The following is a 16,075-nucleotide window of genomic DNA, read 5'->3' on the forward strand; positions in this document are numbered from 1 at the left end:
TTTAATAGATCACAAAAAAGCTAAAAAATGAACGTAAACAAAGAAACCGTTGGGCTTCCCGAAGCGGAGAAGCCGACACTATACGACAGGATCAAAGAAACGCTGGCGATGGCCAGTCAATTGATTATTGCTGCGCCACTGAAGCTGCCGCCCAAGGTAGTCGTGGTAGCCAAATATGTAGCGCTGGCACTTGGTGTATTGGAAGCCGTGGAAAGTGCTGCAAAAAAAGGGGACGACGATGATGAAGACTAACCACCAGCTCGGCATCGGCACCACCGGCGGAACGCTGCTGGGCATCATCGGCCAACTGGGCATGCACGATATGTTGCGCACAGCACTGCTCGCCGCCATCGGTGCCGTGGTGAGCTTTGCCGTGACGTGGCTGCTGCAACGCCTGTGGCGGAGACGCCACTAATCGACTGAGGTTTCCTTCAAGCGTGAAGAGACTGCCTACGGGTGGTCCCTTTACGCTTTTTCTGTTTTTTTGGACGATCAGAAGTGGGCCAAACGTGGCTGTTGCCCTCCTTGTTCCGGCAAATAGTGTATCAACCTGAGCAAATCTCGTGCACGCTTTCGGACTTCCGGCAATCTATATTTGCAACCTGTTGCATTTGCCAATTAATTGAATAAGCCGAAATGAATAGGTTAACCACGGGAGATTACGTTGTTTTTATTTGCTATTTTATCATCGTTGCCGGATACGGCCTGTGGGTGTATTTCCGAAAAAAAACTGCCGAGATTTCGACCACGGAATACTTCCTGGCGGAGGGAAAACTTACGTGGTGGGCCATAGGTGCGTCGTTGATTGCTTCTAACATTTCCGCGGAACAGTTTATCGGCATGAGCGGCTCCGGTTTTCAGATGGGATTGGCCATCGCATCTTACGAGTGGATGTCGGCGCTGACGCTGATTGTGGTCGCCGTTTTCTTCATCCCGGTCTACCTGAAGAACAAGATTTTCACCATGCCCCAGTTTCTAAGCCAACGGTATAACGATACGGTAGGCTTGATCATGGCGGTGTTCTGGCTGCTGCTGTATGTAGTCGTTAACCTCACGTCTATCCTGTTTCTGGGCGCGTTGGCCATCAATAGCATATCCGGGTTAGACCTGACCACCTGTATGTATTTTTTGGCGGTATTTGCCATTGTGATTACATTGGGCGGAATGAAAGTCATCGGTTATACCGATGTAATACAAGTCGGTATTCTCGTGCTAGGAGGCCTAGCCACTACCTACTTGGCGCTTGATTTGGTAGCCGATCATTTCGGTTCTTCGGGTGTATTACAGGGGTTTAAGCTGATGACGGAGCACGCAGACAGTCATTTTGAAATGATATTGCACCGCGATAATCCCCACTATTTTGATTTGCCGGGTCTGAGTGTCATCCTGGGCGGCTTATGGATCGCCAACCTCAATTACTGGGGATGCAATCAGTATATCACGCAGCGGGCATTGGGTGCCGATTTGAAAACGGCGCGCCGGGGGATCCTGTTTGCTGCCTTCTTGAAATTGCTGATGCCCTTGATCGTGGTGCTGCCGGGTATTGCGGGATACGTATTGTACCAGCAGGGAAACTTCCAACAGGAAATGCTTGCCGATGGCTCGCTGAATCCCGATCGAGCCTATCCCGTATTATTGAACCTATTGCCTCCAGGCCTCAAAGGACTTTCGTTTGCGGCGCTTACCGCAGCAGTCGTTGCCTCCCTAGCGGGTAAGGCCAATAGCATCGCAACCATTTTTACGCTGGATATCTACAAAAGGCTTTCGGGCAGGCAGGTTTCCGAACGGAAAATGGTGCATGTGGGGAAGTGGACCGTTGTCGTTTCGATGTTGGTCGCTGTGGTGATTGCCCCATTTTTGGGAATCGATAAGAAGGGCGGTTTCCAGTACATCCAGGAATATACAGGTTTCGTTTCCCCGGGGATTTTCGCGATGTTCATCCTCGGGTTTTTCTGGAAAGGCACCACATCTAATGCAGCATTGTTTGCGACGATCGGGGGATTTGCGCTTTCAGTATGGCTCAAGTTTTCCCCGAATTGGGTGAGCTGGTCGTTTCTCGAACCCATCGGATTCGCAAAGCTGAACGCTTCCGGGCAGTTCGAAATACCTTTTTTAGACCGGATGAGCATTGTTTTCGTGTTATGCGTTATCGGGATGTGGGGCATTAGCCTGTGGGATCGGCATCGGGGCATACAGGCAAAAGGGTTGGAGGTAGACCGGCGGATGTTTGGCGTGGACCGTGGTTTTGCGGCGGGTGCGTTATTGGTCTGCGGTATACTGGTGGCTTTATATATGATGTTTTGGTAAAAATAATTGATAATGGGTTTGAATAATAACGTAGAGAATAATAAGAAATTACGTAGTTCCGATTGGTTTGGCCGCAAGGGCAAGGACGGTTTCATCTACCGCGCGTGGATGAAGAACCAGGGTATTCCCTGGGACATGTTCCGCGACAAGCCTGTGATCGGTATCTGCAACACGTGGTCGGAGCTGACGCCGTGCAATGCGCATTTCCGCGAGCTTGCCGAGTCCGTCCGGCGTGGGGTGCTGGAGGCCGGCGGTTTCCCCGTGGAGTTCCCGGTGATGTCGCTGGGCGAAACGCTGATGAAGCCGACGGCGATGCTTTTCCGGAACCTGGCGAGCATGGACGTTGAGGAGTCCATCCGGGCGAACCCGTTGGACGGGGTGGTGCTGCTTTGCGGCTGCGACAAGACGACCCCCTCCTTGGTGATGGGCGCATGCAGTGTGGATCTGCCCACGCTGGTTGTTTCGGGAGGTCCGATGCTCACGGGCAAATACCGTGGCCGGAACATCGGCACGAGCGATATCTGGCGGTTTTCGGAGGATGCGCGCCGTGGCATGATGAGCGAGGAGGAACTGAACCTTGCAGAGGGGGGCATGTGCCGGAGTCGTGGGCATTGCGCGGTGATGGGCACCGCGTCATCAATGGCGAGTATGGTGGAGGCGCTGGGCATCACCCTGCCGGGTAATGCGGCCATACCGGCAGCCGACGCCAACCGGAAGGTGCTGGCGCAACTGTCCGGCCGGCGGATCGTGGAGATGGTGCGGAAGGACCTGAAGCTGTCGGACATCCTCACGCGGCAGGCTTTCGAGAACGCCATCCGTGTGAATGCGGCGATCGGCGGATCGACGAACTTTGCCATCCACCTGATGGCTATCGCTGGCCGGATGGGCGTGGAGCTGGAGCTGGAGGACTTCGATAGGTTTTCGCGGGAGGTGCCGTTGGTTGCCAACCTGCAGCCCTCGGGGGCCTATTTCATGGAAGACCTTTACTATGCGGGCGGCCTTCCGGCGGTGATGCACGCCATCGAACGGTTCCTGCATACCGATGCGTTGACGGCGAACGGGCGTACGGTTGGCGAGAACACCGCGGGCTGCGTGAGCGTGGATACTACGGTGATCGCCACCGTGGAGGAACCCATCAACCCGGTGTCGGGCATGGTGGTGCTACGCGGGAACCTGTGCGAAGACGGGGCCGTGCTGAAGCCGTCGGCAGCATCACCGGCGCTGATGCAGCACACGGGTCGTGCGGTGGTATTTCGGGACATTGAGGATTACAAGCGGAAGATAGACGACCCGGACCTGGATGTGGACGAGACGTCCGTGTTGGTGCTGAAGAACGTGGGCCCGAAGGGCTACCCTGGGATGCCGGAGGTGGGCAACATGGGCATCCCGATGAAGCTGCTGGCCAAGGGGGTAACCGACATGGTGCGTATCTCGGATGGACGGATGAGCGGCACGGGCTTCGGCACGGTGGTGCTGCACGTGTCTCCAGAGGCTGCCGCAGGGGGCACGCTGGCGCTGGTGGAGGACGGCGATCTGATCCGCCTGGATGTGGCCGGCCGTCGGCTGGAGCTGCTGGTGGAGGAGGGGGAACTGGCCTCGCGGCGTGCCCGGTGGCAAAACGAAGTGAATCCCTTTGCGCGCGGCTATGCCAAGCTGTACGTAGACCACGTGGAGCAGGCGCACCTGGGAGCAGATTTCGATTTCCTGAAGGGCGGGTCGGGAAGCGAGGTGTCGCGCGACTCGCATTAAACGACTTCCTCCAGCAATGTCTCGGCGGCACCCCGGTGCACAGATCGGTATTCGAGCGGGGTTACACCGATGATACTCTTGAATTGGCGGTTGAAGTAGGAAATATTCTTGTACCCACATTCATAGCAAATGCCGGCAATAGTCCAATTTTCCTTGGATAGCAAGTTGGTGGCGTGGGTAACACGGACGTAGTTGACAAATTGTGAAAATGTTTTCTCCGTCCGTCGCTTAAAATAGCGACAGAACGCGGCCTCATTCATGCACGCAATCGATGCGGCTTCCTTACTGTCGGGCTCGTCCTTGAAATTGTCGATGATGTATCGGATAACCTTCTCCAGGCGTTCGGCATCTGTTCGATCATGCCTGACCTTGGGGATCACGCTGTCGATCGAAACCAGGTGCTCATGTAGGCCGGAAAGCCGATGGAGCATCTGCAGTAGCAACAGCAAGGCCTCCATTCCTTTGCTTTGCGTTATACGGTGGAAGCTCACAGCCAATTCGCTATCAATACTGTTCAATTTAATCCCCATTGACGAAGCTTGCAAGAGCGAACGGACGTTGACCAGCTCGGCGTTTTCGAAAAAGGAATCACCCAAAAAATCTTCCTTAAAGAATATAACAATCGCGTGCGCCGTTTCGCCGGTCTCCTTGAATGACCGATCGTTTAAAAAGCAGTGCGCCAAGCCCGGGCCGAAAAGGAAAACTTCACCATCGGTGAAATTGAGCACTTTGGTTCCCGCGTAGAGTTTCCCCTGGCTCTTCGGGATCATGATGAGTTCGTAAGCATCGTGAAAGTGGAAAGGTGAATTGAAATGCGGTTGCAGATACTCCCTAACCACAAAGCTCATATCGGCCGATCCACTTTGGTGCTGGTATACGCTTTTTAATTGGTGTTGCATCATAATAGTCATAAATGGTTGTACATAATTAGCTATTATGTGCGAATAATCAAAGCAGAAATGTATGGGATGTAAATAGTGTATCACAGGTTGCAAAAGGGGTGTTTTCCGGCGGGGTCGAATCACTGTAATTTAGCCCATGCTAACAATGATTATTAATCGGCCGGTCTTAACACAACGGAATTGAAGAAGCAGCCGCATGCTGGCTCGCTATTCGTTGTGCGGGGATTGGGCGCTTCCGGAATAGTAACAGCAAATTTTAATTATAACGTATGAATAAACGATTTGAAAATCAAGTCGCCTTGATAACGGGCGGTGCAGATGGGTTAGGAAAAGCCATTGGATACCGGCTCGCTGCGGAAGGCGCAACCGTGATACTGGCCGACAAAAACGAAGATAAATTGGCCATGGCGATAGCGGAGGTGAGTAAGGCGAGCACGAAGGTGAGTGGTTTGCCACTGGATATCGCCGATGAGGATGCCGTACGGCGGGTATATAAACAAGTTTCCGATCAATTCGGGCGACTGGATATCATGGTGAACGCGGCGGGTATCGTGGGGCCGACCAGTACGCCAATTGAAGATTATAGCGCCATCGCATTTGACGACGTTTACCGGGTGAACCTGAAAGGGGCTTTCCTGATGACCAAATATGCCATACCATTGATGGCCAAACGGAATTATGGCCGTATCCTGCTCATCGCATCCATCGCCGGCAAGGAAGGCAACCCCAACATGGTGGGGTATTCGGCAACGAAGGCCGGCGTGATCGGTTTGGTGAAAGGAGTAGGTAAGGAATATGCCACCAAAGGGATAACCGTAAACGGATTGGCACCGGCTGTTATCAAGACGGCGATGAATGCCGATACGGCGCCCGAGCAGCTCAAATACATGACAGACAAGATTCCGATGGGACGTTTGGGAACGGTGGAGGAAGTGGCGTCTGTGGCTAGCTGGATTGTATCGCCGGAGGCCAGTTTTTCAACCGGGTTTACTTTTGACATTTCTGGAGGGAGGGCGACGTACTAATGTTGGAGGAGAAAAAAGTGGTCATCCTTGGCGGATCTTCGGGCATTGGAAAAGCGACAGCCATCCGTTTCGCTAACGAGGGGTATCGGGTATTCATCGGGTCGTCAGACCTCAGCAAAGGGGAGGCAGCATGTAAGCTGCTGCCTGGTGATGGTCATCGTGTGTTTGAGGTTGACGTGAGAGATAGCAGCCACATCGAAAAGCTGGCGGAATGGATCAACGCGGAATGTGGCGATTTCGATGTGCTGGTCAATAGTGTAGGCGTATCGCAAGGGATGCCCGTATTGGACAGTGAGTTTGAAAAATGGGATAATGCCTTGCAGGTGATGCTCTATGGCACGGTAAAGAGCTGCCGTTTGCTCGTGCCGCTGCTAAAAGACGGCGGCCGGGTCATCCACATCACATCCATCCACCAGAACCGGGTGGAAAATGGTAGCTCGGCCTATGGGATGGCCAAAGCCGCCATAACCCAATTCACACGGTCGCTGGCATTAGAACTGGCACCACGTAATGTCCTAGCAAATACGATCGCACCGGGCTTTATCAGTACGCCGATGTCGGTCAAGGCCCATGGCAATGAATTGGAATCGGATTGGTTCAAGGATAATTACATTAAATATAATCACTTGCCCTTGAAGCGGCCGGGGTTACCCGAGGAAGTCTCGGGTGTGGTGTGGTTCTTGGCCGGTCCGGATGCATCGTACATCACGGGGTCTGTGCTGACGGTGGATGGGGGGTTGACCATCACGTTCTAACGCGGCGAGCGTAAGCATTTCGAAATTACAAAGGGAATTAGATTAAAATCAGATTATGAGACACAAACTTTTGCGACTGGTACCGGGTGTATTGACCATTTGGTTGCTCAATTGGGGAGCGATGACGGGATATGCCGAGGCGGCGATCCAACAGGAAGCTATTGTTTCGGGGAGCGTGACCGATAAACAGACCGGCGAGCAGTTGGCTGGAGCCACGGTGCTCGTTAAATCTACTGGGCGGACCACCGTAACCAATAATGAGGGTGCCTTTTCGATAACGGCGCCCGGCCAAGATACCTTGGTGGTGACCTTCGTGAGCTACGAAAGGCTCGAAATACCCATTATGGGTAGAGAACGCCTAACCATTGCCTTGGAGGTCACCTCCGATGCCCTCGACGAGGTGGTTGTTGTGGGATATGGCACCCAGAAGCGCAGCGAAACCACCGCTTCGGTTGCCACGTTGAAAACGTCGGATGTCAAAAATGCCCCATCGGCAAATCTGAGTAATGCGTTGAATGGCAGGCTTGCCGGTGTCATTGCCGCACAGAGCAGCGGTGAGCCCGGCCGGGACGGTGCGGAAATCCATATCCGCGGGGTGGCCACCACGGGCAACAGTTCACCGCTGGTGATCGTTGATGGCGTGCCGCGGTCATTTTCCAAGCTAGACCCCAGCACAATCGAAAGCTTTACGGTCTTGAAGGATGCGGCTGCAGTAGCACCGTACGGTATGGCCGGGGCGAATGGTGTTATCCTGGTCACCACTAAAAAGGGAAAAAGCGGGCAGATGGCTTTCGAATACAATGGATATGTGGGCTTCCAAAACCCAACAACTATTGTAGACATGGTCAATGCCTATGATTACGTACGCCTCCGCAATATTGCCGATATCAATGCCGGTCAGGCAGCGCCGTTTTCCGACGAAATGGTCGAAGGATTCCGGAAGTCGGTGGAGGGGGCCCCGGATGCCGATTACGACAAGTACCCGAATACCAATGCGATGGACGCGATCCGGAATAAGAACACTGCCCTCACGAACCACAGCGTGGCGTTTTCCGGTGGCACAGATCGCATCACGTACTACACCGGCCTGGGGTACCTCGGGCAGGAAGGAATGTGGTCGTCGACACGCCGGAAGCGTTACAACCTGGTAACCACCATCGATGCCAAAGTGACCGAAACAACGAAGATCGGGCTGTCAATCAACGCCTACAACGAGCTCGTCAATCGGCCGTCGAGCGATCCCCGGCAAATTTTTTCCACTGCACAGGCTTGGTGGCCCATCAATGCGCTCCGCTACTCGAACGGCCTTGAGGCCTACAATAATGGTAAACGCATCTTGCACCACTTGACAACCGGTTCGCGCGCTAGCGAAGAGAGCCGGGTGATGGCCCAGCTCACGGTTGACCAAGAAATCCGGGCGGTTAAGGGGTTAAGCCTCAAGGGGGTGGTCAGCTATGACCCAACCACGCTGCACGATAAGAACTGGAATGAACCGGCTCCATCATCTTATTCAATCAACACCACCACCACGCCGTATGAGTATACGGAAGTAACCGTTGGCGGCAAACCGTCGTTGCTTGTACAGAACCAACGATGGAAAGATTACACCCTGCAGGGGATGATCAATTACAACCGGCAATTCGGGCAGCACTCGGTAACGGGCCTGGGCGTCATCGAAGCCCGGCGGTCCGACTGGGATTACGTGGCCGCGTCACGTGGAAATTACGAATTCAACGTGCCGGAAATCGACTTGGGAAGCTCGGATAAAGAAGATTGGGGCACGGGCGGAACCTCCAGTGAGGCCCGGCAGGTAGGCTATGTTTACCGGGTAACCTATGGGTTTAATAATCGCTATTTCGCGGAAGCTTCCGGACGTTATGACGGCCATTATTATTTTGCGCCGGGCAAGCGTTTCGGGTTTTTTCCAGCGTTCTCGCTCGCTTGGCGTTTGTCGGAAGAACGTTTCATGAAGGACAACGTGGAGTGGGTTGACCAATTGAAGCTCCGCGCGTCGTACGGCGAATCCGGCAACCTGGCTGGCGGGCCGTTCCAGTATTCGAACGCGATGTCCCTGAGTGGGAATGCCTATAACTTCGGCGGCTCCATCTTGCAGGGTGTTAATGAACGATCAGAGGCAAACCCCTACATCACCTGGGAACGGGCGGTGAAGTCAAATGTCGGCCTGGAAGGTGCAGTGTTTAACAACCTGTTGAGCTTTGAGGTCGATTATTTTTTCGAAAAGCGCAATAACATGCTGGTATCGCCGTCGTCGGTGGTGCCAACCGAATATGGAATCGGGCTTGCGCAGATCAATGCCGGCGTGATGGAAAACCGCGGTCTGGATCTGTCGGTCCAGTTCCAGAAATCGCTTTCGAACGATCTTGAAGTAGGATTGGCTGCCAATTTCACCTATGCGAAGAACAAGCTGATTGAGACGTTTGAGAATGCGGTGACACGGAACGACCCCAACCGGTCCCGCACAGGCCGGCCCTTGAATTCCCAGTTCGCATTGAAAGCGATGCGGCTATACCAGATCGAAGATTTTGATGAAAATGGGCAATTGCGGGGATTCCCGACGCCTACATTCGGTGCGGTAGCGCCCGGCGACATCATGTATGCCGATATCAACGGAGACGGTCAAGTAGATGTCAACGATCAAACCCATATCGGCCATCCGATATTGCCCCAGGTCATCTATGGCTTCAGCCCGCGGATCAGATACAAGAATTTTGATTTAAACGTACTTTTTCAAGGTGCCGCGCAGACGAATGTCCAGATTCAAATGGAACTGGTTTGGCCGTTTTATGTGGGCGCAAGCGCCACCCAGGCAGTGGCCGACGATTACTGGACACCGGATAACACCGATGCGCGGTTTCCACGGCTATTCAGTCAGGGCGGCAATGCCAACAACCAGCAGTCGTCTAGCTGGTGGTTTTACGATGCTTCTTACCTACGTATCAAAAATGCAGAGTTAGGCTACACGTTACCCACGGAAATAGCCAATGCCATGCGCTTAGGTGGCTTGCGCATCTATGCAGCCGGACAGAATCTGGCTACTTGGAGCGCGATCAAGAAATTTATCGATCCCGAGATGGGGCAGGGCGGCGGTGGCACCGATAACAACGCACGCGGTTGGTATTACCCGCACCAACAAGTGTTTTCTGTGGGATTAAATGTTCAATTTTAATCAGTTAGGGATATGATTATGACACATCAAATAAAATGCTTTAACCTGTTTCTGTTACTTTTCGTCCTGTCATCATGCAGTAATGACTTTTTGGAAGTGACCCCCCGCGACCAGCTATCTTCGGAGACCGTTTTCTCTGACCCATCGGGCGCAGACTTGTTTTTGAATGCGATATACGGCAGTTTGCCGGACGAGGAAGGAAAGAGCTATAACTACGATGCTTTTGAAAACTGGAGCGATAACGCCGTTTGTAGTTTTCATTGGTCCATGTCTTGGACGCAGTCTGTGGCCAGGTCGTACGGTGCAGGTTCCCTTAATCCCGGGCTGTATAACCACGACTACCCTGCAATTCCGTTTATGTACAATCACACCTATGGTCGAATCCGGAAGTGTAACCTGTTCCTGAAGTTGGTGGAAGAGCATGCAGGCAACTTTCCGGAAGAATGGCGTAAACAGCGCGAGGCGGAAGTCCGTTTCTTGCGGGCTTACTTCTATCACCAGCTATGGATGGCGTATGGCGGCGTACCGTTGGTCACTAACGTGCTCCATCAGGCTTCGCAGGGCGACGAGATCTTTAAGCCCCGGAGTACCTCCGAGGAAACTTACCATTTCTTGGTGTCAGAACTTGCGGCCATCGCCAACGACCTACCCGCCAATAACACCGCAGGGTCGGCGAACGAGGGCCGGGCCGGTAAGGGCGCTGCCTTGTTCCTGAAGGGTTGGATTGAACTGTTTGCCGGAAATCATACCGAATCCGCAGCGACCTACAAGCAATTGATCGATGAACTCGGTAACGGAAATCCGTATGGCCTGTTCCCAGATTTCCATGATCAGTTCCTGGAAGGAAACAACAACAACAGGGAAACGATATTTGCCTACCAACATGAGCCGTCTACGCGGACCGGGTATCGGAATAACTACTATGGGCCCAAGGGGAACTTCAACGGATGGGCATCCATGCAACCCACACAGAATCTCGTGGATGATTATGCCATGGCGAACGGCTTGCGCCCCACCGATGCCGGGGCGGGTTACGACGAGTCGGCGCCCTATGAAAACCGGGAACCGCGGTTCTACCAGTCGATTATTTTTGACGGGGTGGAGTTCGCCGGGCAGGTATACCGGATGAAAGAAGGCCAGCAGTTTGCGCGCAATCCGGCGGCCGAGAACAATACCGGTTATTTCAGGCGTAAAGGAATCGATGCGTCGTTGGTCGGGAACCTGCATAAGGACGGGGCAAATTACATTTACTTCCGCTACGCTGAAGCCCTGTTAAACTATGCCGAAGCAAGTATCGAAGCGGGGGATATCAGCCAGTCCGTCATCGATGCGATCGATCAGGTACGTCTAAGGGGTGGCATCCCGTCGTTGCAAGATACCTACGGGCGGGCGCTGAACCGGGAGGAGCTGCGTGAGATGGTACGCCGGGAGCGCCGGGTGGAACTGGCATTCGAAAATAAACGCTGGTGGGATCTCATCCGCTGGCGGACGGCGGAGGTGGTGCTCAATCAGCCGATTTACGGGGTAGACATCCGCCAGCAGGACGGGCAATGGGTATATGATACGCGCGCGGTGGTGCACACGCAAGAATTTTCCGAGCGTAATTACCTGTTCCCTATATTTCAAGGGTGGATTGATTCGAATCCTAAAATGAAAGCACAGAACGGCCCGGAGTGGGTTAACGGACAGAACCCGGGCTATTGATCACCTTAAAATCCGATAGACATGAAAATGAAGAGAAATAAGTTAGCGTGGATAGGCGCGATGGTAGGGTGCTTGGCGATTGGTGTGTCGGCATGTTCGAAAAGCGTTGACGCGCCCTCGGGAGCGGCCAAGATTTACATGACGGCGGCCACCAACCCGGTTTTCAACGTGCCAGCAAATCCGAAGAATTACCTGGTCGACAAGGAGAACGGTAAGTTGGTCGTACCGGTGTATATCGGCAGATCGGGCCTGCAAGAACAACAATCCTTCACGCTAGAGGTGCGCGCGGACGATGCCGCTGCGCAGCAGTTGATCTCGGGAGGCGTTTTAGCGGCCAATGCCGTGGTCGCGCCTGCCGATGTATACAGCATGCCCACCTCGGTGTCGGCGGGGAAAGATCACAGCGCTTTCGATGTTGTGTTTGATGCAAATAAATTAAACAGCTACCTGGGCAAACAGCTGGTGTTGACCATCCAATTGTCCAACCCCTCCAAGTTCGAACTGAACGAGGACCTGTCCAAGCTGAATGTGGTGTTAGACGTAGACCCGGTGATGCTGGGCACCAAGGTGGAAGTGACCAACCAATACATCAAAAATTCCGGACATCCGTTCATCGCCTCCGTATACGATGGGGCAAGGCGCGGCGTATTGGCCGACTGGACCACCAGTGCCAGTGTGAAGAACTACGAGGGTGGGACGTTGGGCGGTTTCGACAATTACGGGAACGGCGGTTTCATGTCGATGGAACGCTATTCGTCACCCGAAATTCCAAACGGGAAGATTTATCAAACCATGACCCTACCGGCAGGTAAGTACGATTTGGATGTGGCCTTTTTGGATTTCGCGATTACCGAGCAAGCCTATATCGTGGTGAACGAAGGCCCCGGTCTACCTGATGCCGATGACATTGCGCAAGCCATCGCCTACACGCCGTTTACGGCCCCGTCGCTGTCCTTTGTATTGACGGAAGAAACGGAAGTCACGTTGGGTGTAGTGGCAAATCTGTTGCAAGACCAACAGTATTTCCGGCTCGACAAGTTTCGGCTTTATCATTACCAAAATCTGTTTAATTGATTAATATGACACTCGAAATAGCCAAGAAAGTATGTGTAGCGGTGACGGTGGTGTTGGGGGCCGCCGGTGCTAGCGCGCAGGAAACCCCGGCGCCTAAGCATTCAGGCGTATTCTACTCCACGCTGCTCGCTAATGAGGGTCCGAACAAGCGGCTTTCCGGGTTTGGGTTGGATGCCGACTTCTTTTTCCTGAAAGACGTGGACGGCGACGGGAAGGACGACGCCGTCATTGTTGAAAACGGCGCATGGTTCGGCGCGTTTTCGGATGGCGAACGGTTTACGGAGCCGGTCAGCTTGCTCGCCGATGCGGCGCTTGATTCGGAAGGTAAAACCGCGCTGATGGGCGATCTGAACGGTGATGGGAAAACCGATGCGGTATTATTCGATCCGCAGGATGGCAATTGGTATGTTGCCCTTTCCGAAGGCGATGGATTTTCACCTCCGGTGACCTGGGCCGTAGGAAACGGGGTGGGTTCAACGAAGCAATTCCTGGCCGATGTAAACGGCGATGGGAAAGACGATGCCATCATCTACTTCCACACGGGCCTCGTAGGCGCGTGGTATGTCGGCCTTTCTGATGGAAAAGGAGCCATTGGCGGCTTTTCCCCTTGGATCAATGCGTTCGGCCATACGGCCGATGGACACCTGCTCGCCGATGTAAACGGTGACGGCATGGCCGATGCCGTGGTGGTGGAGAAAAGCACCGGAAATTGGTCCGTTGCGCTTTCCAGCGGTACCGGCTTTGTGACGCAGGGCGTATGGAAAAGCGGGTTCGGTAACGATGCAACTGATTGGTTTGCCTATGATATCGATGGGGATGGCCAAGCAGATGTCGCTTATTACATCAATGGCAATTGGTGGGTGTCGTACGCTACCGGGTCGGGATTCACCGACGCCAATCACCATTGGATTGCCGGTCACCGGCCTGCAACGATGGTGTCACGTGGCAATAAGCCGGCTCCCAAGGCGCGAATGATCGGTATGATCAGCCCCGGTGAGGTCGTGGCAACGGCGGTCTCTGCGGATGAGTGGTTATGCCTTGGCAATCCCGACAAATCTAAGACGCGCTCGGCACCGGAATACAACACCTGGGACGCTTGGGGAAACGTGTATACGCCTGCATTGGGGCGCTATGATGCCGGGGATCCGGCCGTGTTGGATGAGCAGATCCGATTGATACACGATGCAGGCTTCACCTACATCATGCTGGATATTACCAACGGAAACCATCCGTGGGTGGATAATCGCGCAAAGAAATTAATCGAGCGCATCGAGTTCTGGAATGCGAACCGCTCCTCGGCCCAACATCAGCTGTATTTCTGTATTGCAATGGGGTCAAGCCGTGGATTGGACGACGCAGCGGCCGTGGTGCGGTGCGAAGATGAATCGCGGCGCACGTGGCAGGAATTCTACGAACCCCACAAAGATGCCTACTACCATCAGGACGGGATGCCTTTCATGGTGCACTTTGTAGAGTTTTTGCCGAACCGGGCCAACATATTGGATAACGTGCAATCGATGCCATTTTTCCAGAAGTTCACCGTGAGGTGGATGTTTAACAGGGTGGCGGATGAAGCGGCGTATAGCAACACCTACGGATGGCCCTTGTTGATCGAAGGTGCCAACCCGGTGGGCGACGAGGTCATGGCGGTGAGTCCCGGATTCTGGAACGGCGTAGGCAACTTAGTCGATGTAACCCGGAAAAATGGCGACTTTTACAGAAGTTTTTGGGTGCGGGTGCTCAAGTATAATCCCGCGAGTGTATGGGTGAATAGTTTCAATGAAAGTTGGGAGCATACCAGTGTGGAGCCCGCTCGGTTGGACGCCGGCGCAGCTGCCGAACATCCCGATATTCTTCAGGTCTGGACGGATTATCATGGGCAGCCGATGGATGATTTCTATTGGGTGATGACGAAACAGTATAATCGGCTGTTTATGTACCAAGAGTTATATGATGGCAGTTACCTGCAGGAAGAAGACAGTGAAACCATCTATGTGGTGAGGCGGGATACCCTAGTTGACCATGGGAGCGGGTTGCCCAGCATGGCGCCTGTGATCTTGGTGCCGAAAGGGTTTTTGGCGAACTTCGAGGGAAATGTGATCAACGGCGATCAGGTTGTCGTAGGGAAGATCGAACGACAGGTAATCGAAAACCCCGCGGCCACCGGAAGCGGCGCGACCAATATCCTTACGCCGAATAACGACGGCATCAATGACGTGTGGTTGATTGACGATATTGATCAATTTCCAAATAATCACGTGCAGGTGGTAGACAAGCGCGGGGGCATCGTCTTCGAAAAGCGTGGGTACCGCAACGAATGGCAAGGACGCCGTTGGGGTGGGAACAACCACGGCGAGCTTTTGCCTGAAGGGACCTATTATTACCAGGTGGACTATGGGGACGCTGCAAAGAAACCATTGAAGGGCTATATTACGGTGTTGCATGACGTTAAAAGAGGACGTTAGCATGAAACGGATATCGCTCTTTGTGGCCATGTCAGGCCTGGTCGTCGGCTCCGTTTATGCGCAACCGAATCAGTTGAATGCGCAGTTTTTCCACCAACCTTACTTGCTGAATCCGGCGTTAGCCGGGATGGATCAAGGGTGGTCTTTTTTTCTGGGGTATGCACACCAATTGAACGAGGTGCAGGATGCCGGCCATACGCAAGCGCTGACGGCTGCTTACCGGAGCGGCAAAACGGCCTTGGCCATTGCGGCTTCGCAAGACCGCCAAGGGTTGATTGCCCAAACACGGCTGATGGGCACCTATGCCTATCACCTCCCGTTGGACGGTGACCGGCAGCACCTTCACTTCGGGCTCTCGCTGGGGATGCACCGTGCGCAGATCGATGAATCCGATATCCGGGGGCAGACCGGCGACCCCGTGGTCGGCGCATTCAACGAACAGCGGAATGCAATGGACGGCGGTGCGGGCGTGGCATATACCGATGCCCATTGGACCATCCAGGTTGCTATGCCTGCGCTTAGCGGTAAGCTGAATGGTGAACGAGGTGATCTGCCGGGAACATCGACATTCATGGCGGGGGCGGGATATCGGTTCAATGCCGGCGGTGCCGCCGATTGCCTAACCGTGGAACCGCGCGTTTATTACCGCACCTTGTCGGGTATGCCCGCTGTGGTAGATGCGGGCATTTCATTGGGTTTGAAAAATAAATTTACCTTAGACGGCGTTTACCACAGTTCAGATCGGTTTACCGGTGGGATCTCCACAACATTTACTTCCCAGCTTTCCGCCGTACTGCTCTATTCGAATGGAATAAATGGAATCAATTTTTCCGGTGAACGTTTAGAGCTCGGACTGAAGTATGCGCTTGGTGGCCGATCATCCGGTCGTTTAAATTTTTAGTATAAG

The 16,075-nt window shown here is 53.7% G+C and carries 12 protein-coding genes; 11 read left to right on the top strand and 1 reads right to left on the bottom strand.

Annotated elements, in window-relative coordinates; genetic code table 11:
• The first annotated feature begins 27 nt into the window (after window positions 1-27).
• The 4 genes from IEV98_RS11715 to IEV98_RS11730 all read left to right on the top strand — a co-directional run bounded on the left by IEV98_RS11715 (window position 28) and on the right by IEV98_RS11730 (window position 4,056).
• Window positions 28-252 carry a hypothetical protein gene (locus tag IEV98_RS11715; protein ID WP_188506010.1) on the top strand — a complete coding sequence of 75 codons (225 nt, stop codon included), beginning with the start codon at window positions 28-30 and terminating at the stop codon, window positions 250-252.
• Window positions 239-415 carry a hypothetical protein gene (locus IEV98_RS11720; protein ID WP_188506011.1) on the top strand — a complete coding sequence of 59 codons (177 nt, stop codon included), beginning with the start codon at window positions 239-241 and terminating at the stop codon, window positions 413-415. Before IEV98_RS11715 ends, IEV98_RS11720 begins: the two co-directional genes overlap by 14 nt.
• Window positions 416-636: 221 nt before the next feature.
• On the top strand, window positions 637-2,307 hold the full coding sequence (locus IEV98_RS11725) for a sodium/sugar symporter (RefSeq protein WP_188506012.1): 1,671 nt from the start codon (window positions 637-639) through the stop codon (window positions 2,305-2,307).
• Between the two features lie 12 nt (window positions 2,308-2,319).
• Window positions 2,320-4,056, top strand: a complete 1,737-nt coding sequence (locus IEV98_RS11730) for an IlvD/Edd family dehydratase (RefSeq protein ID WP_188506013.1) — start codon at window positions 2,320-2,322, stop codon at window positions 4,054-4,056.
• Here the strand turns inward: IEV98_RS11730 and IEV98_RS11735 are convergent.
• Window positions 4,053-4,958 carry an AraC family transcriptional regulator gene (locus tag IEV98_RS11735; RefSeq protein WP_188506014.1) on the bottom strand — a complete coding sequence of 302 codons (906 nt, stop codon included), beginning with the start codon at window positions 4,956-4,958 and terminating at the stop codon, window positions 4,053-4,055. The two genes, IEV98_RS11730 and IEV98_RS11735, sit on opposite strands and share 4 nt — an antisense overlap.
• A 269-nt stretch (window positions 4,959-5,227) precedes the next feature.
• On the opposite strand from IEV98_RS11735, the gene IEV98_RS11740 reads away from it, so the two are divergent.
• The 7 genes from IEV98_RS11740 to IEV98_RS11770 are packed head-to-tail and all read left to right on the top strand — an operon-like array spanning window position 5,228 to window position 16,069.
• Window positions 5,228-5,983, top strand: coding sequence for an SDR family NAD(P)-dependent oxidoreductase (locus IEV98_RS11740; RefSeq protein ID WP_188506015.1), 756 nt, complete (start codon window positions 5,228-5,230; stop codon window positions 5,981-5,983).
• On the top strand, window positions 5,983-6,738 hold the full coding sequence (locus tag IEV98_RS11745; RefSeq protein WP_188506016.1) for an SDR family NAD(P)-dependent oxidoreductase: 756 nt from the start codon (window positions 5,983-5,985) through the stop codon (window positions 6,736-6,738). The genes IEV98_RS11740 and IEV98_RS11745 overlap by 1 nt, the downstream gene beginning before the upstream one ends.
• 55 nt (window positions 6,739-6,793) lie before the next feature.
• Window positions 6,794-9,925 (top strand): SusC/RagA family TonB-linked outer membrane protein, encoded by a 3,132-nt coding sequence (locus IEV98_RS11750; protein WP_188506017.1) that lies wholly within the window; start codon window positions 6,794-6,796, stop codon window positions 9,923-9,925.
• 18 nt (window positions 9,926-9,943) lie between these two features.
• Window positions 9,944-11,629: a RagB/SusD family nutrient uptake outer membrane protein gene (locus IEV98_RS11755; protein ID WP_188506018.1), complete on the top strand. Its 1,686-nt coding sequence runs from the start codon at window positions 9,944-9,946 to the stop codon at window positions 11,627-11,629.
• Window positions 11,630-11,650: 21 nt separating this feature from the next.
• Window positions 11,651-12,703, top strand: a complete 1,053-nt coding sequence (locus IEV98_RS11760) for a DUF5013 domain-containing protein (RefSeq protein ID WP_188506019.1) — start codon at window positions 11,651-11,653, stop codon at window positions 12,701-12,703.
• Between the two features lie 5 nt (window positions 12,704-12,708).
• Window positions 12,709-15,168 carry a T9SS type B sorting domain-containing protein gene (locus tag IEV98_RS11765; RefSeq protein WP_188506020.1) on the top strand — a complete coding sequence of 820 codons (2,460 nt, stop codon included), beginning with the start codon at window positions 12,709-12,711 and terminating at the stop codon, window positions 15,166-15,168.
• Between the two features lies 1 nt (window position 15,169).
• A complete protein-coding gene (locus tag IEV98_RS11770; protein ID WP_188506021.1) occupies window positions 15,170-16,069 on the top strand; it encodes a PorP/SprF family type IX secretion system membrane protein in 900 nt (299 codons plus the stop codon).
• Window positions 16,070-16,075 lie beyond the last annotated feature (6 nt).

The sequence above is a fragment of the Parapedobacter pyrenivorans genome, assembly GCF_014636865.1.
Lineage (GTDB): Bacteria > Bacteroidota > Bacteroidia > Sphingobacteriales > Sphingobacteriaceae > Parapedobacter > Parapedobacter pyrenivorans.